Annotated in this window: 25 protein-coding genes and 1 tRNA gene; 19 read left to right on the forward strand and 7 right to left on the reverse strand. The window is 56.0% G+C overall.

Annotation, left to right across the window (positions count from 1 at the left end):
• Positions 1–16: 16 nt before the first annotated feature.
• The gene (locus tag ENN68_07010; GenBank protein ID HDS45822.1) at positions 17–1,255 is read right to left on the reverse strand and encodes a radical SAM protein; all 1,239 of its coding nucleotides are present in this window, start codon (positions 1,253–1,255) and stop codon (positions 17–19) included.
• A 71-nt stretch (positions 1,256–1,326) separates the two neighbouring features.
• Between ENN68_07010 and ENN68_07015 the strand changes: the two genes are divergently transcribed.
• From ENN68_07015 to aspS, 5 genes are all read left to right on the forward strand, one after another.
• Positions 1,327–2,013 (forward strand): threonylcarbamoyl-AMP synthase, encoded by a 687-nt coding sequence (locus ENN68_07015; GenBank protein HDS45823.1) that lies wholly within the window; start codon positions 1,327–1,329, stop codon positions 2,011–2,013.
• Entirely contained in the window at positions 1,928–2,089 is a 162-nt protein-coding gene (locus ENN68_07020) for a DUF1610 domain-containing protein (protein HDS45824.1), read from the forward strand. Before ENN68_07015 ends, ENN68_07020 begins: the two co-directional genes overlap by 86 nt.
• A 24-nt stretch (positions 2,090–2,113) precedes the next feature.
• The gene (locus tag ENN68_07025; protein ID HDS45825.1) at positions 2,114–2,488 is read left to right on the forward strand and encodes a 30S ribosomal protein S8e; all 375 of its coding nucleotides are present in this window, start codon (positions 2,114–2,116) and stop codon (positions 2,486–2,488) included.
• Between the two features lie 116 nt (positions 2,489–2,604).
• Positions 2,605–4,092 (forward strand): DUF87 domain-containing protein, encoded by a 1,488-nt coding sequence (locus ENN68_07030; GenBank protein HDS45826.1) that lies wholly within the window; start codon positions 2,605–2,607, stop codon positions 4,090–4,092.
• Positions 4,093–4,179: 87 nt separating this feature from the next.
• Positions 4,180–5,481: an aspartate--tRNA(Asn) ligase gene (aspS, locus tag ENN68_07035; protein HDS45827.1), complete on the forward strand. Its 1,302-nt coding sequence runs from the start codon at positions 4,180–4,182 to the stop codon at positions 5,479–5,481.
• 40 nt (positions 5,482–5,521) lie between these two features.
• On the opposite strand, the gene ENN68_07040 is transcribed toward aspS, so the two are convergent.
• Positions 5,522–7,459 carry a U32 family peptidase gene (locus tag ENN68_07040; GenBank protein ID HDS45828.1) on the reverse strand — a complete coding sequence of 646 codons (1,938 nt, stop codon included), beginning with the start codon at positions 7,457–7,459 and terminating at the stop codon, positions 5,522–5,524.
• Between the two features lie 163 nt (positions 7,460–7,622).
• Between ENN68_07040 and ENN68_07045 the strand changes: the two genes are divergently transcribed.
• A complete protein-coding gene (locus tag ENN68_07045) occupies positions 7,623–8,111 on the forward strand; it encodes a hypothetical protein (protein ID HDS45829.1) in 489 nt (162 codons plus the stop codon).
• A gap of 210 nt (positions 8,112–8,321) precedes the next feature.
• Here ENN68_07045 and ENN68_07050 read toward each other — a convergent pair whose 3' ends face one another.
• The 3 genes from ENN68_07050 to ENN68_07060 are packed head-to-tail and all read right to left on the reverse strand — an operon-like array spanning position 8,322 to position 11,552.
• Positions 8,322–9,014: an amino acid racemase gene (locus ENN68_07050; GenBank protein HDS45830.1), complete on the reverse strand. Its 693-nt coding sequence runs from the start codon at positions 9,012–9,014 to the stop codon at positions 8,322–8,324.
• Between the two features lie 54 nt (positions 9,015–9,068).
• The gene (ade, locus tag ENN68_07055; protein HDS45831.1) at positions 9,069–10,817 is read right to left on the reverse strand and encodes an adenine deaminase; all 1,749 of its coding nucleotides are present in this window, start codon (positions 10,815–10,817) and stop codon (positions 9,069–9,071) included.
• A 45-nt stretch (positions 10,818–10,862) separates the two neighbouring features.
• Positions 10,863–11,552 (reverse strand): lysine transporter LysE, encoded by a 690-nt coding sequence (locus ENN68_07060; GenBank protein HDS45832.1) that lies wholly within the window; start codon positions 11,550–11,552, stop codon positions 10,863–10,865.
• An 87-nt stretch (positions 11,553–11,639) separates the two neighbouring features.
• Between ENN68_07060 and ENN68_07065 the strand changes: the two genes are divergently transcribed.
• The 8 genes from ENN68_07065 to ENN68_07100 all read left to right on the forward strand — a co-directional run bounded on the left by ENN68_07065 (position 11,640) and on the right by ENN68_07100 (position 16,664).
• Positions 11,640–11,711: transfer RNA gene (locus ENN68_07065), tRNA-Ala, on the forward strand.
• A 41-nt stretch (positions 11,712–11,752) separates the two neighbouring features.
• Complete coding sequence (gene psmA, locus ENN68_07070) at positions 11,753–12,538, forward strand: archaeal proteasome endopeptidase complex subunit alpha (GenBank protein ID HDS45833.1); 786 nt, start codon at positions 11,753–11,755, stop codon at positions 12,536–12,538.
• A gap of 5 nt (positions 12,539–12,543) precedes the next feature.
• Entirely contained in the window at positions 12,544–13,236 is a 693-nt protein-coding gene (locus tag ENN68_07075) for a ribosome assembly factor SBDS (protein HDS45834.1), read from the forward strand.
• A gap of 6 nt (positions 13,237–13,242) precedes the next feature.
• Positions 13,243–13,920: an RNA-binding protein gene (locus tag ENN68_07080; protein ID HDS45835.1), complete on the forward strand. Its 678-nt coding sequence runs from the start codon at positions 13,243–13,245 to the stop codon at positions 13,918–13,920.
• 11 nt (positions 13,921–13,931) lie between these two features.
• Positions 13,932–14,666 (forward strand): exosome complex exonuclease Rrp41, encoded by a 735-nt coding sequence (locus ENN68_07085; protein HDS45836.1) that lies wholly within the window; start codon positions 13,932–13,934, stop codon positions 14,664–14,666.
• 2 nt (positions 14,667–14,668) lie between these two features.
• A complete protein-coding gene (locus tag ENN68_07090) occupies positions 14,669–15,448 on the forward strand; it encodes an exosome complex protein Rrp42 (GenBank protein ID HDS45837.1) in 780 nt (259 codons plus the stop codon).
• A 215-nt stretch (positions 15,449–15,663) separates the two neighbouring features.
• Complete coding sequence (locus ENN68_07095; GenBank protein ID HDS45838.1) at positions 15,664–16,173, forward strand: transcription factor; 510 nt, start codon at positions 15,664–15,666, stop codon at positions 16,171–16,173.
• Between the two features lie 17 nt (positions 16,174–16,190).
• The gene (locus ENN68_07100; protein HDS45839.1) at positions 16,191–16,664 is read left to right on the forward strand and encodes an HDIG domain-containing protein; all 474 of its coding nucleotides are present in this window, start codon (positions 16,191–16,193) and stop codon (positions 16,662–16,664) included.
• A gap of 49 nt (positions 16,665–16,713) precedes the next feature.
• On the opposite strand, the gene ENN68_07105 is transcribed toward ENN68_07100, so the two are convergent.
• On the reverse strand, positions 16,714–17,085 hold the full coding sequence (locus ENN68_07105) for a 50S ribosomal protein L24 (GenBank protein ID HDS45840.1): 372 nt from the start codon (positions 17,083–17,085) through the stop codon (positions 16,714–16,716).
• A 171-nt stretch (positions 17,086–17,256) separates the two neighbouring features.
• Here ENN68_07105 and ENN68_07110 point away from each other — a divergent pair, with 171 nt between their 5' ends.
• The 5 genes from ENN68_07110 to ENN68_07130 are packed head-to-tail and all read left to right on the forward strand — an operon-like array spanning position 17,257 to position 20,359.
• A complete protein-coding gene (locus ENN68_07110; protein HDS45841.1) occupies positions 17,257–18,510 on the forward strand; it encodes an NAD(P)/FAD-dependent oxidoreductase in 1,254 nt (417 codons plus the stop codon).
• Positions 18,511–18,545: 35 nt separating this feature from the next.
• Positions 18,546–19,016: a 30S ribosomal protein S15 gene (locus ENN68_07115; GenBank protein HDS45842.1), complete on the forward strand. Its 471-nt coding sequence runs from the start codon at positions 18,546–18,548 to the stop codon at positions 19,014–19,016.
• 19 nt (positions 19,017–19,035) lie between these two features.
• Positions 19,036–19,266, forward strand: a complete 231-nt coding sequence (locus ENN68_07120; protein HDS45843.1) for a hypothetical protein — start codon at positions 19,036–19,038, stop codon at positions 19,264–19,266.
• A 5-nt stretch (positions 19,267–19,271) separates the two neighbouring features.
• Positions 19,272–19,466, forward strand: coding sequence for a 30S ribosomal protein S17e (locus tag ENN68_07125; protein HDS45844.1), 195 nt, complete (start codon positions 19,272–19,274; stop codon positions 19,464–19,466).
• Positions 19,467–19,471: 5 nt separating this feature from the next.
• Positions 19,472–20,359 (forward strand): 4-hydroxy-tetrahydrodipicolinate synthase, encoded by an 888-nt coding sequence (locus ENN68_07130; GenBank protein HDS45845.1) that lies wholly within the window; start codon positions 19,472–19,474, stop codon positions 20,357–20,359.
• 104 nt (positions 20,360–20,463) lie between these two features.
• Here ENN68_07130 and ENN68_07135 read toward each other — a convergent pair.
• Positions 20,464–20,656, reverse strand: a 193-nt coding sequence (locus ENN68_07135) for a DUF1670 domain-containing protein (protein HDS45846.1), incomplete at its 5' end; no start/stop codon positions are given.

Genomic DNA, 20,656 nt, shown 5'->3' on the forward strand with positions numbered 1-20,656 from the left:
CTTCGGAGCAGAACCGTCAAACGTCCAGCCTGCGCTGCTCCCCGCTGCGTGCTCTTACTACTGCACTCCAGCGCCGATAATCTCGCAACTTCCACGCACCCGCCTGCTTCAAGTCGGCAATGCCACAGGCTGGCGCTTCGTTCGCAAAATAACACTGCAGGCAACTCCCGTTACAACCAGCGACGGGCTCAAACCGCTTTCCCTCACCCGGTCTAACATAGAGCGGCACGTTTATGCCTTCGCAGTTCTCCCGGTTTGCGCTCATGAACTCAGCATTCAAACCCCTGACGCGCTTACCCTGCACTGACGCGAACTCCATGCAGAGGCTCATGGTCACCCCGTTACGGTCGCACAGCGTGCGTATCATCGTGAACAGCTTGCGGCGATAGTCCAGGCGAGCATGCAGCCGCCCGCCCATTCGCTCGCTGTACAGATCCACCAGCTGCTTCCCGGAGACACCGAACCGTGCTGCCAATTCAGTACAGAACTCATGCTTCATCGTTACCGGGATGTCCAGACAGCTCGTGATAATATGCCCCGCTCCTGCTTCCACCACGTTCCGCACCAGCTCCTCTAAATCACCCCGGTTGTCCGTCACACAGGGTATCACCGGATCGATACGGCACACTGCGAACGTGCCCGCATTCGCAAGCCGCTCAATGTTCCGCACCAGCTCCTCGGTGGACGCGCCGCCAGCCATCAGGTGCTGACGTTTGTCTTCGTCTGGTGTAAGCAGAGAAATCGCACCGAACGCGTGCTCTTGCTGTTTGAGGAATCCTAACGCGCGCTCGCTGATGCGCCCTTTCGTCGTTACCTGCACCGGGATATTGCGAGCAACAAACTCCTTCAGGATCTTCTCCGTCAGCTCGTAGCGCTCGTTGAGCGGCTGAAACGGGTCGGTCACCGGTGAGAGATACCCGCAGCTCACTACTGATAGGCTGTCCAGTTGCTGCGCAATTCGTTTATTAAAATCGCGGAATACCGTGAGGATGCCGTGCTCGCGGAAGGCGGTGAAGTACCCACCCAGCGCATGCGAGTAGCAGAAGCGGCAGTTGTGGCTGCAGCCATTATACGGGTTGATCAGGAGCCGCTCGGCCGTGCATTCACGGTTACCATACGGTTCTATACCATTCCACCAGCCGTGAAGCTGCTTATTCGAATCCACGAGAATATGCGGAATCGGGTGCTGAATGACCTCACAGTCCTTGCTCCGGCCACCGAATGCAACGGTTAGCCGCGTTGAGGGGCTCTTCATAATTTATACCGGAGTACGGGATAGTAATAAAGGCGCTTTTGTGCTCATGCACTGCGTGCTACGCGATAAGAATGCAGCCAGAATTGGAGACCCTCTTGCAAGCCGCGATCGAGACGATTAAACGCGGTGGCACCGTCGTCTATCCGACTGAGACTGTTTACGGGCTTGGTGCCGACGCGCTCTCAGAAGCAGCGATCGCCAAAGTGTACGAACTCAAGCAGCGCAAGCGCTCAAAACCGCTCTCACTCGCCGTCTCCTCATTCGAGATGCTGCAGCGCATCGCAGCTGTCAACGATCCCGCGCTGCTGGATCTGCTTGCTGAACTGCTGCCCGGTCCGGTTACTGTCCTCCTGCCCAAGCGGGAGCTGGTGCCCGACCTCCTAACTGCGGGCTCAGAACTCGTTGGCGTGCGATTCCCCGATAACGAGATTGCACTCCGCATTATCCGTGAAACAGGGCCAATAACCGCGACCAGCGCGAATATATCCGGCCAGAACCCGCCAACGCGCGCTGATGCGGTGGCCCTGGAAGCAGATGTACTTATAAATGGAGGGACATGTAAGTATAGTATGCCGTCCACGGTGGTGGCTGTCACGAGCGTCACGGCGACCGGTGAAGCGGCGACTCAAACGATCAAACCGGAGATAAAGATACTGAGAAGAGGAGCAAGGTATGAGAGAGTACTGCACGTCCTGCGGCGTAAAGCTACTGGAGAAGGGATTTACCGTCTTTCCCTGTCCGAATTGCGGGGAGAATGAGATTGGCAGATGTGCGAAATGCCGGAAGCAAAGTAATGCATATACCTGTGAGAAATGTGGGTTCGTGGGTCCATGAGCCCGGAGGTCAGTAAGCAAAGCAATGAGATGGCAAGGTGAATCGAGACGAAAGTCCACGGGTGGCCGGCTTCACCGTAATCGGAAGAAGCGCGCGCACGAGGCTGGTCGACCCGCGGCAGACACGATTATTGGCGAGACGCGGCGACGTGAGATACGGACGCACGGCGGCAACAAGAAACTGCGCCTGCTCAGGGCAGAATTCGCGAACGTCGCCGATCCGAAGAGCGGAACCACCAAGACCGTTAAGATCATCAGTGTGAAAGAGAACCCGGCGAATCCCTTCTATGCTCGCCGGAATATCACCACCAAGGGCGCGATCATTGAGACAGAACTGGGCAATGCGGTCGTCACCAGCCGCCCGGGTCAAGAAGGGATCGTTAACGCCGTCTTAGTCTGAGAGCGGATAAGCCGCTCCCCGACCACTCGTCAGTTTCGTGTCGTGTCGTGTCGTGTATCTTATCTTTTAGAACATTTTACAAGTATCGGTACGAAGTGCTATCTGACGCTGGTACCATGTACAAGGTAATAGGCACAATTACGGGCGACGTGGGGCTGCACCAATTCGATTTCGTCGTCTCCGGCGAGGTGCGGCGGAACGAGTACATTAAAGTCTGGAACGAATTGGACGGCTGGATCCTCGGGCGCGTCGTTTCTATCCTCGATGTCGAGGAAAAGACCGCAACGGTCGAGATCATCGGCTACAAAGACGATCGCGGGTTCCTCATGCAGCCCAAGAGCACGCTCCCGCGCGAGTCAAAGGTCTTCAAGGCTGACCAGACCTTCGTCATGGATACGCTCGGGCTCAGAACCCACGGCATTCATATCGGCACGCTCGACGGCCGCAATATCCCGGTCTATCTGAAGAAGGATGAGCTCATCCAGAAGCACTGCAGCATCCTCGCCAAGACGGGCGGGGGAAAATCCTATACCGCAGGCGTTATTATTGAAGAACTCCTCGACAAGAACGTCCCGCTGCTCATTATCGACCCCCACGGCGAGTACCTCTCCCTCAAGTTCGAGAATCAGAACGAGGAAGAGCGGAAACAGATGGAGAAATTCGGGATCGCGCCCAAGGGCTACGATTCGCAGGTGGTCGTCTACACCCCCGCTAACTTCTCCGTCAATCCTGCTGCAAATAAGCTCTTCCGCATCGATGGGATCAATTTGAGCGTCAGCGAGCTCTACGACTTCTTTCCACTCTCAGACGCGCAATTGGGCGTACTATACCAGTGTATCAACGATATCAAAACGCGAAAGGAGTTCTACACCGTCGATGAGATCATCAGCGGCGTCGCGGAGAGCAAGAGCACCTCGAAATGGAAGATCATCCACTTCCTTGAGCGTATTCGTGACACCGGTATCCTCTCCGATAGTCCCACGCGGATCGAGGAGCTCGTCAAGAATGGGCAGGCCTCAATCATCGATATGAAGGGCGCAGATCCGAAATTACAGCAATTGATCGTCTATCGGCTCTGTAAAGAGGTGTTTGAGGGCCGGAAGATGGGCAAAATCCCGCCCTTCGTGCTCGTGATCGAAGAGGCGCACAACTTCTGCCCCGAGCGCGGCTTTGGACAGGCAATCAGCTCCCATATTCTCCGCACGATCGCCTCAGAAGGCCGGAAATTCGGACTCGGGCTGCTCGTTATCTCGCAACGACCCGCGCGCGTCGATAAGAACGTCATCTCGCAATGCAATACCCAGATCATATTGAAAGTAACGAATCCCAACGATATCAAAGCGCTGAGCCGCGGCCTGGAGTTCATGAGCTGCGAGATCGAGGAGGAGATCAAGCGGATACCGCAGGGCGTTGCCTTGCTTTCCAGTCCAAGCATCGAGATGCCTATCATGGTTGACGTGCGCGTGCGCAAGAGCGAGCATGGTGGACGGGCTGCGGAGGCACGAACGGCGCCGCAACAACGCCCCTCGTTCAAATCAGACGAAGTGGATCTCGAAGAAAGTGACAGAAGGAAGAGCGTACTTTCTCGCCTGCTCTTTGAGTAGCATTCATTCGTACGGAGCTTAAGTCTCGAATTTCGCAGTATCGGCTTGTGCGGCAACTATAAGTATGGCGGTCGTTAAGTAGAGATCATGAACGTATCAGTCATTGATCGGAGATATTCAACTGAGCTGAGCGCAGCGAGTGATGGCGAGCGCGTGAATATCGCGGGCTGGGTGCATGAGAAGCGCGATCTTGGCGGGCTCTTCTTCCTCATCATTCGTGACCGTGAAGGTTATGTCCAGGTGACCTTTCATAAGCGCACCGTGGGCAAGGATCTCTTCGAGCAGGGCCGGAAAATCCCGCGCGAATCGGTTGTCTCTATCAAGGGGCTCATCAGGGCCGAGCCGAAGGCACCCAACGGCTACGAACTCATACCCGATCACCTGGACGTTCTGAGCGTGGCTTCACCGATCCTGCCGCTCGATACTACCGGCAAAGTGGGTGCCGAGCTGGATACGCGGCTCGACGCTCGCTTCATGGATGTGCGCACCGAGCGAACGAAGCAGATCTTCATGATTCGCAGCCGTATGCTTACGGCAGTCAGGAACTTCCTCACTGATCGTGGCTTCGTCGAGATCAACACCCCGAAGATCGTGAGTGCGGCAACCGAAGGTGGCACCGCGCTCTTCCCCATCACCTATTTCGAGCGCGAAGCCTTCCTGAACCAGAGCCCGCAGCTCTACAAGCAGATGCTCATCGCCTCCGGCCTTGATGCGGTCTTTGAGATCGCGCCCATATTCCGCGCCGAAGAGCACGACACCACCAAGCACCTCAACGAAGCGACCTCAATCGATGTCGAGGTGGCTTTCGTCACGATGGAGGCGGTCATGCAGCTCTTAGAATCGCTCGTTGCACACGTATACGCAGAAATAGCGCCATATCCTGGCTTAAAAAGCGGTGCATTTGACTTCGTAATACCCCCAACCCCCTTCCGGCGGATCACCTACGAGGAGGCCTTAGACCTGCTCGCAGCAGAGGGTGTGGAGCTCGAATGGGGTGAAGATTTCAGCACCGCGCATGAGCATATCCTCGGCAAAGTGATTGGCGAGCACTATTTCATCATCGACTGGCCCTGCGCGATTAAGCCCTTTTACGCGCAGCCGATCGAGGGGACGGATATCTGTGACGCCTTTGACCTGATGCATCCACGTCTGGAACTCTCATCGGGCTCGCAGCGTGTCCATTCCTACGAGCTGCTCACGGAGCGGATTGAATCAAAAGGGCTCGCACCGGAGAGCTTCGAGTTCTATCTCAACGCATTCCGGTTCGGTATGCCGCCGCACGCGGGCTGGGGGCTCGGCGTCGAACGGTTGCTCATGACCCTGCTTGGATTGGAGAACGTGCGGGAAGCAGTGCTCTTTCCTCGTGATCGGCGGCGGTTGGTGCCCTGACCTGGTTGGAGAACCGGGCGACGTACAGAGCGTAGCTCATTCATTGTACGCCTCTGGTGAAATGTCCGCGGGTGTGCTTCCGTCGCGCGGACTTCTTCACGGTTTTCCCGGCGAGCACGTCCCGGTACAGCCCAATGATCCTCCCAGCGTTGCCGTCCGTAAGGTCGAGGAAGAACTTCGTGATCCCGACCTCGCAGAGCCACTGAACCTCGTTGAAGAGCCCCATCGGGAGGCTGTTCAGGATCTGTGTGTACGTGAATTCGCGTCTGACCGGGAAGACGAAGCCTCGCTCGTCCTCCAGGCGCTCACCCGGGAGTGGATATTTCGTCGTCATCAGCACCGGTCTGCCGTGCACGAGTACGGCAAAGTTCTTAGATCGAAACGCGGACAGCTCGGTGAGCGTGAGCTCCGGGGAGACCACCGGTACTACAGCCCCGTAACGGTGCACAAAGGCTACATCAAGGTCGTTGAAGATGTTCGCGCTGTATTCGAGATAGACTCTCTGCAGCGCTCCAGAGCATTCGAGTGAAGGTAAGAGACCGAGATTGCCGAGAAGGATGGCCTTCGAGTCAGATTCCACTATTCGACGGTGAGCCTCGGCTGCTTCGTCATCAGCGAGAATCCGCGGAATATACGGCAGTGCGGTGCTCGCGGCGAAATCATCGGCAAAGATTGAGTAAAAGATTCTGGTCGCCCCGGCTTCCAACGCAGCCTCTGCGTCGGTTTTTGAATACACCTTCACCAAAAGCTCCTGACCGTCTGATTCAAGCGGGTTCAGCTCGGGTAGCGGCACCCGTCGCCTTACGCGCGTGGGCGGAGCGATCTTAGGGTTCTGATGCGGCAGCGGTGTTAAGTGCAGCGGCGCGGTTGATGAGGTCTTGTAAATGGTATCGCCGGCGGCGGCGCGAATGGCTAACTGTACCGTTTCCCCCCTATCGGCGTGGGAGACCGACTTCCCATCGAGCTCTATTTCCTTGATCACCGCACCGTCGATGCCTGCTTTCGTCCAGATCCCGATACCATCGCCCACGGCGAGCAGCTCATGCAGCGTGACCCTTCGGTCCTTACTAAGCACGCCGAGAAAGAGCCCGCGGTTACGTGGCGTCTCCGGTGCGATAAGGTCCACGGTATCGAAGAGGTATCCCTCCGTAAAGTCACGGTTGAACTCAAGCGCGAGCTCTTTAAGCTCCCGTTCAGGCACGCGGAACTCGCCCTTATAGTACGAATCGACGGCAAGACGGTAGACGCGTGTTGCGAGCGCCGTGTACCGCGGACTCCGGAGCCGACCTTCAATTTTGAACGAGGCAATACCCGCGGCGATGAGTTCCGGAACCCGTCTCACGAGGCAAAGGTCCTTGGTGCTCAACCGGTAACTGCCGTTATAGCTCTTCCGGCACGGCTGCGCACACAGGCCCCGGTTACCGCTACGCCCGCCTAGAAAGCTGGAGAAGAGGCACAGGCCGCTATAGCTGAAGCAGAGCGCGCCGTGCACGAACACCTCTGTCTCTATCGCGGTCTTCTTGATAAAAGCCCGCACCTGCGCGAGCGATAACTCCCGGGGCAGCGTTACGCGGTCTACCCCGGGGAGGAGATCGGCATAAGACGAGTTGGAAACAGCGGCCTGCGTCGAGCTATGGATCCTCAAATCCGGAAACGTATCTTTAAGCAGAGGAGCAAACGAGAGGTGCTGGATGATAACGCCGTCGATGTCCCGGGAATAAGCTTCTGAAACGTCATCAAAGAACGCCGGAAGCTCGTCATTCTTCACCAGAATATTGAAGGTGAGATAGACCTTCACGCCATGCTCGTGCGCGTAGCTTACCGCATCACGGAGCTCCCGCATCGTGAAGTTCTCCGCACGCCGCCGCGCGTTGAACGTGCCAACGCCGAAATAAACGGCATCAGCGCCGTTCTCGACTGCGGCTTGCAGTGACCGCGGACTCCCGACGGGTGATAACAGTTCTACTCGGGTCGGCATTGCTTGATCTTTTACTCGCGTTCTACTATCTACGAAAGACCGCAGTCGCCAAAAAGATCGATCGCTTTTTCTGCAGTCGATACAGATCCGGCGCGGAAACCGGCAAACTCACTTTGCCCCTTCCTTTTTCTGCAGCTACACGTATCCTTCTTCATATCCTACCATGAACCGCACCAGACGCGTCTTCTTCTCCTGCTCCATGCGCGGCGGGTACAGCCGGGTGAAACAAGCAGAATTACGCAAGATCCCGGACATGATCGAGGAGCTGGATCTGGAGCTTCTCAGCAGGCATCAAACGCAAGCGAACTTTGCAGAACGCGAGTCGAGACTCACAAATCAGCAGATTCACGATCGCGATTACCGCTGGCTGGAGGAAGCAGACCTTGTGATAGCGGAGATAACGAACCCGAGCCTTGGCGTGGGTGCGGAAATTGCCGATGCCATTCATCTCAAGCTCCCCGTGCTGGCAGTATATAAACGTGAGTACGAGGACCAAATCTCCGCGTACATACGCGGCAAACCGGGTGTGGTGAGCAGGGCGTATTCGGACCACGGTGAGTTGAAAGAGCGCATTCGGGAATTTATACAGCAAGAAAAGCCCGCGGATAGCAAGGTCAAAAGCGGTTTAGCGTCTTTGCAATTCCTTTACTAAGCTCTTTCTGAAGTCTCTTAGCACGGGCCAGTAAATTCCAGGAAGAAACCGCTTCAATTCGTTGTATATAGCCCTATCATCTATTCTCTCGATTTCACGCAAGAGTTCCGCTTTGTATGACGCAACCACGTTCCTTGCCAGTTTGAGGGCGATGGTGTGCCTTGGCCGACACCCGGAATACCTCTGCTCTCCCTGCTCTCGCCACAAATCTCAGCGCAGCAGTTCCCGTACGGTCGCCACGGCCAGTATCTCAAAGCTGTCCAGTAGTGGTACGGAGCTGTCAGGTTGCTGGAGTACTAATTCCAGAGCGGTACACCCTAAGATGACCGCCTCCGCACCTCCCGACTGCAACGTCCGTATCACCCTCAGCAACGCTTGCGTGTTCTCCACCGACTTGTTACCGTCCAGGATCCGCTGAATGATTGTGGAGACAAGCCGCTGCTCGGTCAAATCCGGCGTTACCACCTGTATCCCGTATCGCGCAAGCTCCTGCTCATACAGCTCATGGGTGATCGTTTCTGTCGTAGCCAGAAGCCCCACGGTTCGGTATTCCGCACGCGCGCATACGTCTGCTGTTTCTTCCATGATGCTCAGGATTGGAGGCGCAACACAGGCGCGTAATTCCGGCATGAAGTAATGCACCGTATTACAGGGGATGACGATACTATCGACACCTGCAGCCTCCAGACTCTGAACCCCGCGAACCAAAAACGGCAGTATCTGCTCCTCGTTCCGGCCGCGTTCCACGATCTCGCGTTCCAGATCGTATGGCACCGGAACATTGTTCAGTATGAGGGGTGGATACTGCGTGTTGTCGCTCGCCCGTGCTCTCGCATTGATCTGCAGGAAAAACCGTGCAACCGTTTCAGGCCCCATAACGCCCAGAATGCCTACCGTTCTCACCGTCTCACCACGCCTCCTTCCTGACTCATGACCGCGGTAAAAAGCACCGTCTGGTTAGTAGTTAGTAGTGCCCTTAAGGATAAGCTCCTGCTTCGCAATACCTTGCTCGCCCAGCTCATACAGCCCCTTATCCGTGATCTTCAAGGTGGGAATCACCGGCAAGGCAAGGAAACTCAGTGCCATAAACGGCGACCCCAGTTTCCCGCCCAGCGCACGATACGCCGCTTCCAGCTTCTCCATATCCTCCATTACCTGAGCAGGCGCATCGAGCGACATGAGTCCACCGTAGTGGAGCTGGAGTGTGCTCACCGCTTCTGGTGAGACCACAACCTCGCCGCCGCCCATCGCTCTGAGCGCATTTACTGACCGGGCCATAGCAGCATCAGTAGTACCGACGACGATGATGTTATGGCTGTCATGCGCAACGGTCGATCCGATGGCGCCTTCTTGTAGCCCAAAGCCCGTGACAAAACCGACGCTGAAACCGCCCGTGCCGGTATGACGCTCGATCACCGCGATCTTCAAGAGGTCGCGCTCGATATCCGCTTCAAGGAGGCCTGTTCGTACGGTAAGCTCGTGAATGACCGATTCCGTTATCACGTGGCCTTCCACAACCCGTATGACCTTCACCCGTGCTCGTTCACCCGGGCAGGGTATCGCAAATTGTTCTGCGGCGACTGGTGGGCAGTGCACGCTCTCGAGCCCAAACGAATAGTCAAAAGGTACTTCCGGAACCACCGGCTCACCATGCCGTGCTATAATGCGACCGCCTGCAATCACCAGTTCTGGTGTGAATCGTGCGAGATCATCAAAGACGACAAGATCCGCCCGGTAGCCGGTTTCGATCACGCCTCTGTCGTCCAACCCGAAATGCCTGCTCGGGTTATGCGTCGCCATGCGGAGTGCTGTAACCGGGTCGAGTCCCCAACGCACGGCGGTCCGCAGGTTATAATCGAGATGGCCATACCGTACCAGATCGCCACTATGCCGGTCGTCGGTGCAGAACGAGAGGTTCTCGGTCGGCAGTTCGTTCTCGATGAGGTACTGTACCAGCCGCTTCAGATCCTGTGCCTGACTGCCAAGCCGGATATACACCGCCATCCCGCGACTGATCTTCTCCTCGAGCTCCCAGCCTTCGGTCACCTCGTGATCGGAGCTGATCCCGGCAGCAACGTAGTTCTTGAGATCCTCGCCGCTCAGCAACGGGCAGTGCCCCTCGATTACCTTACCCACGTTCCTGGCCGCCGCGATCTTGCCCATCACCTCACGATCACCGCTCAGAACGCCCGGGAAGTTCATCAGCTCGCCCAGGCCAATAACACCCTCCTCGCTGAGGAGCTCTTCGACCTTCTCCACGCCCAGCGTCGCACCCGAAGTCTCAAACGGTACTGCGGGCACGCAGCTCGGAACGGTCGTATACACACTGATCGGCTGCAGTTGTGCCTCCTTCAACGTCGCTTTTACGCCGCGGACACCAAGAACGTTGGCGATCTCGTGCGGATCATTGACGACGGTGGTCGTGCCATGAGCCATGACAAGCCGCACAAACGCGCTCAACGGCAGTTTACTGCTTTCAAAATGAACGTGCGGCTCCACCAATCCTGGTGCAACATATCTGCCCCTAACCGGCACCGTCTCCGTGCCCGACAACTCGGGTTGTATCTTGACGATTTTCGTACCTGTGATGCCGATATCGGCCTCGAAGGTCCGGCCGTTTTCAACATCCACGATCCTGCAATCCTTTAGCACCAGATCGTACCTGTCACGTCTCCGTGCCGTTCGGGGTGTATCGTTTATCTGCATGCACTCCGTTGAAGCTCCGGTCACTTGTACCACGGGGGACGAACCTCAAATCAGACCAGTTACACCTTTAATGAAGAAAAAAACGCCTAAGGTGATAACAAAGAGCGCGAGGCCGAGCATGATCCGCTCGTAGCGCTTGCCCACGAGGAAGCGCTCACCACGCGAGAACGAGTAGGAGACGAACGAATACCAGGTCAGATCCGACATGAAATGCCCGATCGATACCAGAGCGATCCCGGCGACTGCGAACCACTCGAAGCCCTGTAACAGGAGTGGATAGCCTACGGTCACCCACCAGGGTATAAAGGCGGGATTAAACGCCGTGAAGAGGATGCCGCCCGCGATCGAGCTGTGATACGCGTACCGAAAACCGCGCCACCGCACGGTATTCCCCCGGGCTGCGATGGATGCGTCATCAGGAGCGCCACGGGCGCTTCTGAAGGTCGTTACCGAGATAAGAATGAGCGCAATGCCGCCCATAACATAGACCAACGATTTGAACTCGAGGAAATAGCTCGTGATGCCCAGGCCGAGAACAAGCGCGAGTATGAGTGCGAGCTCCACCGAGATATGGCCGAGCACGGTGAGCGGTCCAGAACGAGCTCCTTTCTTTACGGTGTCCGCGAGGACATAGGCCAGCATCGGACCGGGAATCAACGCTCCGCTCAGGCCGGTAAAGAAGCCGATTGCCAGAAGAGAAGCGCCAATGAGTATTGGTGAAGCGATCAGATCCATTGCGGTTCGAGCCTTGCAAAAGGTGAAAACGATTAACTATTTATGACTGACGCTTTATAAAATATCTATCGTGGAGAACGGAGACGGGGGCTCGTAGCTCAGTGGAAGAGTGCCTCCTTCGCGAGGAGGAAGCCACGGGTTCAAATCCCGTCGAGTCCATGGGTCGTAGCATAGCATAATATACGAACGAGGTGATGTGAATGCAGATGATGCCACAGATGGGGTATGATAGAGGCATAACAACATTTAGCCCTGATGGCAGGTTATTTCAAGTAGAATACGCACGCGAGGCGGTGAAACGAGGTACAACCGCCGTCGGTATCAAGGCGCGTAATGGCGTGGCACTCCTGGTGGACAAGAGATTGACGTCCCGATTACTGGAAGGAGGCTCTGTGGAAAAGATCTTTCGCTTGGACGATCATATCGGCGCCGCGACATCTGGATTGGTTGCCGATGCACGTATGCTCATCGATCGCGGCAGAATAGAGGCGCAGATCAATAAAATCGTCTATGATGAGCCGATCGATGTGGAGACCTTGGCGAAGAAGGTATGTGATTTCAAGCAAGCGTACACCCAGCTTGGGGGTCTCAGACCATTCGGCACCGCACTTTTGATTGGCGGCGTTTATAACGGGAGCTGTTACCTCTTCGAGACTGATCCCAGCGGCGCGTTGCTCGAATACAAGGCCACGGCAATCGGATCGGGACGAAGCGTCGTTACCGAGCTCTTGGAGCAGGAGTATCAGGAGGATCTCTCTCTCACGGATGCTATCTTACTCGGGCTGAAGGCGTTATACAGAGTCACTGAAGGCCGGCTCGACATTACCACGGTCGACGCAGGTCTCGCGGAGTGCGAGAGTAAGCGGTTCAGGATCTTGACCGCTGACGAGTTGGCGCCCTACGTAGAGCAGGTAAAAGAAGAAGCGGCGAGTGCGGGACAGTCTGAGGGTGGCCAGAGCACAGATACCGGTGAGCCCCAGGAATAATCGAAATGGTCAGCCTGGACAGGGCAGTTATCGCACGGTACAAGCATAGCAAGAAGATTTTTGAGATTCTTGTTGATCCTGACGGCGCGGAGCGGATGCGCGGGGGTGGTCAGGTAGACCTCGAGGAGCTGCTCGCGGCAGATGAGGTCTTCACCGATGCCGCGAAGGGTGATAAGGCGACGGAAAAGGATCTGATGGACGCGTTCTCGACCACTGAGCTGAGCGAGGTCGTCAAAAAGATCATCAAGGAAGGCGAACTGCATCTCACAACAGAGCAGCGGCGGCGGAAGATCGAGGAGAAGCGTAAAAAGGTCGTCGAGCGGATCGCTCGTATCGCTATCAATCCACAGACCAACACCCCCCATCCCGTTACGAGGATCGAGATCGCCATGAACGAGGCTCGCGTGCACATCGATCCGTTTAAGAGCGTCGATGAGCTGGTAAGTGAGACGGTGAAAGCGCTCCGCCCGCTCATTCCGATTAAGATCGAGGAGAGCGAGGTCGCGGTCAGGATCCCGGCGCCTTATGCCGGGCACGCGTACGAGCTGAAGCGGAGTTTTGATGTGCAGAAGGAGGAGTGGTCGACAGACGGCTCTTATATCGCGGTGGTAAAACTGCCCGCGGGGATGCGGGACGAGCTCTTTTCCTTCGTGAACCGCATCACCAAGGGAGATGCACAGGTCAAGATATTGAAGTGAGAAACCATGTATAAAGTGGTGGTACCCGGAGATTACATCTCCGATGAGGCTAAACGAGCAGGTGAGGGGACGTACGTAGAGGTGGGCAAGGTTTACGCTGCGAACTACGGTATCGTGAGCGATAAAGAGGAGATACGGGTGGTCGCGCTCGCCGGTAAGTACGTGCCCGCCAGAGGTGACGTCGTCATCGGTAAGATAATCGAGATTGCATACCCCTACTGGATTGTCGATATCGGATCGCCCTACGAAGGGCGATTGCATAGCAACGAGTTTGGACGGGGGGGCGACCGGAAGATTGACTTCAGTTCCATGAGTGAGTATCTGGACCTGGGTGATCTGGTCGTGGCGAAGGTGCTGAATGTGGACGCCCTCATGCGCATCGATCTGACGTTGAAGGATGAATTCAGGATCAGCGATCGCGGGCGCTTGATCGAGATCTCATATACAAAGGTGCCGCGCGTTATTGGGCGGAGCGGCTCGATGATCAAGATGCTCAAGGAGAAGTGCAACTGCTTTATCTTCATCGCCAAGAATGGGCGGATCTGGATACGCGGAAAAGAGGAGGATATGAACCTCGCGACCCAGGTGCTGCTTATGATCTCGAATGAGGCGCATACGTCCGGCTTGACTGATCGGGTGTCGAATTTTTTGGATTCGTTTAAGAAGGAGCGAGAAGGAGAGTGAGAAGAGGAGGAATGAAGAACGAAGAGTTAGAGTTGATAAAGGACGGGAAAAGATTGGATGGTCGCGGGTTTGATGAACTGAGACCGATAAAGATCGAAGTAGGTGTGTTGAAGCGGGCGGACGGGTCCTGCTACTTCCAGTTGGGGAATAATAAAGCGATTGCTGCGGTGTTCGGACCACGAGAGATGCATCCGCGGCACTTCCAGGACGCCAAGATGGCCGTCGTTACCTACCGCTATAATATGGCACCGTTCTCGGTGGACGATCGTAAACGGCCCGGCCCGGATCGCAGGAGCGTAGAGATCTCAAAGGTGAGTCGAGAGGCCCTGGATCCGGTCATTATCAAGGAGTATTATCCGAAGACGGCGATCGACGTCTACGTTGAGCTGCTCCAATCGGATGCAGGAACGAGAACAGCGGGCATCAATGCCGCCTCGGTCGCGCTCGCGGCTGCAGGCATACCGATGCGCGATCTTGTCTCCTCAGTCGCCGTGGGCAAGATCCACGGCGAGGTCGTGCTCGACTTGAGCGCGAAGGAGGACAACTTCGGCCAGGCTGACATGCCGATCGCGATGGTCGCACGAACGGATACGATCACCATGATCCAGATGGATGGTCGGTTCACCGAGGCCGAATTCAAACGCGGTATGGAACTGGCGAATCGGGGCTGTCATCAGATCTACGAGTTGCAGCGAGCGGCATTGCTCGATAAATATAGTGAAAGTGCGGAGCTAGGTGAGGAATAACCATGGGATTTGAGGTTATGGAAGATCTTCGGAAAGATTACGTGTATGATTTGATTGATAGCGGGAAGCGGATTGATGGCCGGGGCTTTCTGGATTACCGTGAGATCACGGTGGAGCGCGATGCGATCGACAAGGCAGAAGGCTCTGCACTGGTGAGGATCGGCGACACCGCGGTCCTGGTGGGCGTAAAGGTCGAGCCCGGCGAACCCTTCCCGGACACCCCGAATCTGGGGGTTATCATGACGAACGCGGAACTCCGACCGGGCGCGTCGCCCGACTTCGAGCCGGGGCCGCCGGACGAGAACAGTATCGAGCTGGCACGGATAGTGGATCGCGGGATTCGAGGCTCAGAAACGCTCGATTTGGAGAAGTTGTGCATTGAACCAGGCGTGAAGGTCTGGATGACCTTTATCGATATCCACATCCTGGATAACGACGGGAACCTTATCGACGCGGCTGCGTTGGGTGCGATTGCGTCGCTCTTGAATCTCCGCATTCCGACCGAGCGCTACGGCTTGACCGGGGACAATGTGCTCGCGCCACGTGAAACGCCGGTCGCCGTGAGCATCATAGAGGTCGGCGGGAATTTCCTGGTCGATCCCTGTCTGTACGAGGAGAATGCAGCGTCGAGCAAGCTCACCGTCATCTCAAATGCCGATGGCACGCTCTCGGGGTTACAGAAGAGCGGCAATGGTGGCTTGAAGCAAGAACAGATCGAAGCGATGATCGCGATCGGCATCGAGAAAGGGCAGGAGCTACGCGAGAAGTTTCTGGTGCTCTAATATAATAGGATCGAGGGATAACTAAGACAACAGGGACGCACTCCGCGGCCCACTGAACGGACGGTGTTGCCACACGAAGAGTGTGTCCGCCGTAGCTTGGGCCGCGGTCTGCATTCGCGGCACGGTGAAGCGGGTGAGCGGGGAGAGCGAGCATACGAGGGCAGAAAGGTTAATCTTCTCTCAGGTTATAGGTCTTATAGTGGAGATCGATCATCATGTTGGCGGCAGATAATCCTTTGGTGAGAGAATACTTCAGGAGAATAATCGGCGAAGACGGCTTGCGGATCCTGGAGACAATCCCTGAGGAGGAGATCACAGACGAGGAAATCGCCAAGCTCAGCGAGACGAAACTCACGTCGGTACGCAAGATTCTGTATCTGCTGTATGAGAGCAGGATTGCGGAGTACCGGACTGAGCGCGATGATAATACCGGCTGGATTACCTATTGGTGGCGTTTCAATCACCACAATATCAAGCGGATGATGGAGGAGGAAGCGGACGGCGAGCTGGCACGGTTGGAGAAGAGTCTTACTTACGAGCAGAATGGCGAGTTCTATAGGTGCCAGTGTCAGCGTGTGTTATTTGAAGAGGCCGCGGAGAAGGACTTCTGGTGCGAGGAATGCGACGCGAATTTCGAATATTTCGATAACCGTGAAATCGTGAAAGAGATCGAGCAGCAGATCAACGAGTTAAAGAAGTGGAAGCGGAGAGTAAAGAGGAACTAAGACGCGAGTGCAACCGGATACTCCGAGCAGCTGGCTGCGACGATAAGGTGATCAGGCATTGTAATGCTGTTGCAGAGTTCGCGCTGGAGCTCGCGCATCGTCATCCCGAGTCGGTGGACGAGTGCCTGGTATTCAAGGGCGCACTGCTCCATGATCTTGGCAGAGCGCACTCGCACGGTATCGACCATGGGGTTGTGGGTGGCGCGATGGCGCGTGCCTTAGGTCTTGATGAAGCGCTTGTGCGTATCATTGAGCGGCATATCGGCGCCGGACTGACGGCAGCGGAAGCCGAGACGGTTGGTTTGCCGCCTCACGATCTTCTCCCCGGGACGCTGGAAGAGAAGATCGTTGCCCATGCAGACAATTTGGTCGCCGGAAGGCAGAGAACGAGCATAGAGGCGGCGATCGCTGATTTCAAGGTGGAATTGGGGGCATCGCACCCCGCGATCAAACGGATGCTCGCACTCCATAAAGAGGTAGTGATTGAATAGTGGGCCCGGTGGCGGCGCAACGTGCAATTCGGTTACTTGCTACCTTCCGCTAGCCCTTCCGCTTCAAGGCGAGTTCGCGGAGCTTATCCTTCAAATCTAACTTCGTGATTACGATATTCGATGGATGGATGGGCCGTGGGACCTCAGACAGATCAGAACGCGCAACCACAACGCCTTCCATCGTGAGCTGTCCCTTCTTCAAGCTTACGGACCGAACCTTGCCCTCTTTGCCCTTGTCGTCACCGCGCATCAGGCGCACGGTATCCCCCTTTCGTACCGGAAGATTTCTTCGCCCGTATTTGCCCTGAAGCTCTGCGGAAAGTGGCGCGCTCAGAAACTTGTGGCGCGTATGCAGCGGCGCATTGAATCGTACCTTGCGCTGTTTTCGTGGCTGCCGGGATAGTTCTGTTGCCTTCTTCATTTTTTAGCTCACGTTTCGCCCGTTGTGCAGGTTACGTTTCTTACTGAAATCTGCACCTATAAACTTTTTCGTTTTCCCGCATAAAAGCTTAAACGGCACACGTGGCATAGACTTCCGGTAGTGGGGTGTCTCATGCCCTCAGGGTGAGAGGAGGAGCATCGAAGATCGAGCATGGAGAGGCGCAGGTACGACGTGGTGGTGGTCGGCGGTGGTCCTGCAGGCTGCATGGCGGCGAGATACGCGGCAAAGGCCGGTGTGTCGACGCTGCTGCTCGAGGAGCACGCGAGTATCGGTGAGCCGGTTCACTGTGCTGGGCTCCTCAGCACGCGGGCACTGGCTGAGGGCGAATTGGAAAATCCTGAATGGTGCGTCAGCCGAGAGATCAAAGGCGCGGTCATATACTCGCCCTCGCACCAGTTACTGCTCGAGTCGCCAACACAACGCGCGTACGCGGTTCGTCGCGACCGCTTTGACCAGGCCTTGGCGAATGCGGCCGTGAAGGCCGGTGCGGAGCTCATGCTGAAGTGCACCGTGAAAATGGTTCAAATCGGAGACGCGGGGTGCATGCTCACGGTTGCCACAGAAACGCCGAAGGTCACACGGGAGATAACTGCGCGCGTGGTGATTGGGGCAGATGGCGTGCGGAGCACCGTGGCACGATCGGCGGGGCTCAGAACCACACAGCGCTACCTGCATTGCGGCCAAATTGAAGGTGACTACGAAGCAGAGTCGAATTACGCGGAGATTTTTGTGGGTAAGGGCGTTGCTCCAGGCTTCTTTGCCTGGGCTATTCCGCTCGACACCCGGCGGCGTGCACGCATTGGACTCTGCATTGACCGGCAATGCGCCTCGCAGACCAATCCGTTAGCGTTCTTGAAGCGGAACCTAGCAGAGCATCGTGTGCTGGCGCGTAAATTTGGTGGCGCTGTTTTTCTGCGTTCCGCGGGCACCATCCCGCTGCCGATGGATGGTGGCAAGAGAAAAAAGACGCTGCATGTTGCGCATGGCTCGGGCATATTACTTGTTGGCGATGCTGCGGCCCAGATAAAGCCGATAACTGGCGGCGGGGTCTACTACGGACTGCGCTGTGGGAAGTTGGCGGGTGCGCAGGCAGCGCAGGCATGCTTGACGGGCGATATGACCGTGCTGCACGATTACGAGCGCCGCTGGCGTGCTGAATTAGGGCGAGAAATTGCGTTTGGTCTCATGGTGCACCGTTTACGCTGTGTGATGAATGACCGGGATTACGATACGCTCATACGAACGATCTCAGAAAGCGAGCTTGTCGAGCGAATAGCTGCGAAGGGCGACATGGATTATCCTTCGCTTGCCCTGCGCGGGCTGATACGGAATCCTCAGCTCCTCCCGCTGATGGCACGCAGCATCGTGAAATATTTATATACGAGGTGGAGTAAAGTAAACTAAGCAAAGCCGGCAGACGGCTTTCAGAGCGAGAGAACATGGCACGGATATATGCGCGGAGGCGGGGACGATCAAGCTCGAAGCGACCGTTCAGCATGCGGCTCAAGCAGGTGGCGCCTGATTGGGTCGAGCTGAGTTCGGAAGAGATTGAGAGCAAGGTGGTTGAACTCCGCAATCAGGGACTCTCATCGAGCGAGATTGGCATTCGATTACGGGACAGCCTTAGCGTGCCCAGCGTTCCGCTGGTAACCGGGAAGAAGATAATGAGCATTTTGAAGGAGCAGGAGCGCGCCAGTAAGCTGCCCGAGGATATCCAGAACTTGATGCGGAAAGCGCTGCGAATCAGGAAACATCTCGATGTGAATAAACGCGATATTCACAATAAGCGGGCATTGCAACTGACGGAATCCAAGATTCGGCGACTGGCCAAGTATTACCGGCGTGCGAACGTCCTGCCAGAGGATTGGAAATATAAGCCTGAGACAGCCGAGGTGCTCATGCGGGGATAATGAGTGGAGCGAGCATGACATGAAAGGGGGATTTCGTGAGCTTCTTGTTGGGCTGCTCTTGACCGCTTTCGGTCTGGCGGGGATCGGGTATTTTATCGAACCGGTTTTAGTCATTCTCAAGGGGATTATTCCCTTGGTCGTGCTCCTTTTCGGCGCGTTATTAGTGATGATCGGTCTGAGTTCGCTGCGTGAGAAGAGCGAGGAGTTCGAGAACTGGGAAACAGAGAGCGGCAAAGAAGGGAGTGAATAAACGCAGTGGGAGCGATAAAACCAACCTATATCAAGAGTCTGGCGAAGCAATTGCTAAAGCACGTGCCGGACTTCACCGACGATTTTGAGCGTAATAAGCAGCTTGTTGGGGAGTACACCAACATCGGCAGCAAAGCGGTGCGGAACAGAGTAGCAGGATATATAACACATAAGAAAGTAAAAGAGAGTAAGGTGGAGTAAGTGCGATGGTGAAGATAAAGGGTGTGTATCCTGCGCTTATCACCCCGTTTACGAAGACAGATAGCGTAGACGAGAGCGGTTTACGGCGACTTGTGGAGTTCACGATCGAGGGCGGAGTTACGGGCATCGTTCCCTGTGGTACGACCGGCGAATCGGCCACGCTTTCGCATGAAGAGCATAAGACGGTGATCGAAGTGGTACTTGATGCGTCGACGGTACCCGTGATTGCCGGTACGGGCTCAAATAACACGCGCGAGGCGGTCGAGCTCACGAAGCATGCTGCGGATGCCGGTGCGGCCGCCTGTTTACTCATCACCCCGTATTACAATAAGCCGAACGTGAAGGGCTTGAAGGCACATTTCACGCGAATTGGCGATGCGGTTGATATTCCTCTCATTCTCTACAATATCCCCTCGCGTACGGGCCAGAACATCAGTGCCCAAACGCAGATCGAGCTTGCAGCTGAGGTGCCGAACCTGAAGGCGGTAAAGGAGGCCTCGGGCGATCTGAAGCAGGTCGGTACGATCATTCAGATGGCTGCGGAGCGAGAGCTGGACTATGCGGTGATGGCCGGTGACGATTTCCTCACGCTTCCGATCATGAGTCTGGGCGGCAAGGGCGTGATCTCCGTCACGGCGAACATTGCACCGAAAGCGATGAACGAGATGGTACACGCGATGGTCAAGGGCGATCTCGAGAAAGCACAGGAGATTTGTCTCGGGCTCTATCCGCTCTTTGACGCGATGTTTCTAGAGACCAACCCCATACCGGTGAAGAAGGCGGCGGAACTAATGGGCCTGCCCGCTGGTAACGTACGGCTACCGCTCGCGCCGCTGAGCGAGACTAACGTGGAGAAGTTGCGTGCCGTACTCAAGGGGTTGGGGATGGTGTAGATAGGCGGAAAAAACCGCCAAGATCGCCTCAAACACCCGGTTCAACACCATCAAACAGCAGGCGTTCAGATACGCATCATCCCCTACCGGATTTTGTCCGAACATCAATTCATCTCCTCGGTTATTAGGCTTAGGTACTCCTTCACCCGGGACACCCCCATCTCCAGGGTCCGTGCGATCTCCGCGGGCTCCATCTTCTCGCTCAACTTTTGCACTTTCTTGTAGGCTTTGATATAGCGGTCACAGGCCTCCTCCGTGTGATTCGTCTTCCGTGCGATCTCCGGCGTCTGATATCCC

It is taken from the genome of Methanomicrobia archaeon (assembly GCA_011049045.1).
Classification (GTDB): domain Archaea; phylum Halobacteriota; class Syntropharchaeia; order Alkanophagales; family Methanospirareceae; genus JACGMN01.

Bases quoted from the DNA above. Each gene is read 5' to 3' on its own strand.
- ENN68_07115 (HDS45842.1), top strand. From the start codon at position 18,546: ATGGCACGGATATATGCGCGGAGGCGGGGACGATCAAGCTCGAAGCGA.
- ENN68_07120 (HDS45843.1), top strand. From the start codon at position 19,036: ATGAAAGGGGGATTTCGTGAGCTTCTTGTTGGGCTGCTCTTGACCGCT.
- ade (HDS45831.1), bottom strand. From the start codon at position 10,817: ATGCAGATAAACGATACACCCCGAACGGCACGGAGACGTGACAGGTAC.
- ENN68_07080 (HDS45835.1), top strand. From the start codon at position 13,243: ATGTATAAAGTGGTGGTACCCGGAGATTACATCTCCGATGAGGCTAAA.
- ENN68_07085 (HDS45836.1), top strand. From the start codon at position 13,932: ATGAAGAACGAAGAGTTAGAGTTGATAAAGGACGGGAAAAGATTGGAT.
- ENN68_07045 (HDS45829.1), top strand. From the start codon at position 7,623: ATGAACCGCACCAGACGCGTCTTCTTCTCCTGCTCCATGCGCGGCGGG.
- ENN68_07030 (HDS45826.1), top strand. From the start codon at position 2,605: ATGTACAAGGTAATAGGCACAATTACGGGCGACGTGGGGCTGCACCAA.
- ENN68_07095 (HDS45838.1), top strand. From the start codon at position 15,664: ATGTTGGCGGCAGATAATCCTTTGGTGAGAGAATACTTCAGGAGAATA.
- ENN68_07110 (HDS45841.1), top strand. From the start codon at position 17,257: ATGGAGAGGCGCAGGTACGACGTGGTGGTGGTCGGCGGTGGTCCTGCA.
- ENN68_07040 (HDS45828.1), bottom strand. From the start codon at position 7,459: ATGCCGACCCGAGTAGAACTGTTATCACCCGTCGGGAGTCCGCGGTCA.
- ENN68_07020 (HDS45824.1), top strand. From the start codon at position 1,928: ATGAGAGAGTACTGCACGTCCTGCGGCGTAAAGCTACTGGAGAAGGGA.
- psmA (HDS45833.1), top strand. From the start codon at position 11,753: ATGCAGATGATGCCACAGATGGGGTATGATAGAGGCATAACAACATTT.
- ENN68_07090 (HDS45837.1), top strand. From the start codon at position 14,669: ATGGGATTTGAGGTTATGGAAGATCTTCGGAAAGATTACGTGTATGAT.
- aspS (HDS45827.1), top strand. From the start codon at position 4,180: ATGAACGTATCAGTCATTGATCGGAGATATTCAACTGAGCTGAGCGCA.
- ENN68_07060 (HDS45832.1), bottom strand. From the start codon at position 11,552: ATGGATCTGATCGCTTCACCAATACTCATTGGCGCTTCTCTTCTGGCA.
- ENN68_07105 (HDS45840.1), bottom strand. From the start codon at position 17,085: ATGAAGAAGGCAACAGAACTATCCCGGCAGCCACGAAAACAGCGCAAG.
- ENN68_07010 (HDS45822.1), bottom strand. From the start codon at position 1,255: ATGAAGAGCCCCTCAACGCGGCTAACCGTTGCATTCGGTGGCCGGAGC.
- ENN68_07025 (HDS45825.1), top strand. From the start codon at position 2,114: ATGAGATGGCAAGGTGAATCGAGACGAAAGTCCACGGGTGGCCGGCTT.
- ENN68_07075 (HDS45834.1), top strand. From the start codon at position 12,544: ATGGTCAGCCTGGACAGGGCAGTTATCGCACGGTACAAGCATAGCAAG.
- ENN68_07130 (HDS45845.1), top strand. From the start codon at position 19,472: ATGGTGAAGATAAAGGGTGTGTATCCTGCGCTTATCACCCCGTTTACG.
- ENN68_07015 (HDS45823.1), top strand. From the start codon at position 1,327: ATGCAGCCAGAATTGGAGACCCTCTTGCAAGCCGCGATCGAGACGATT.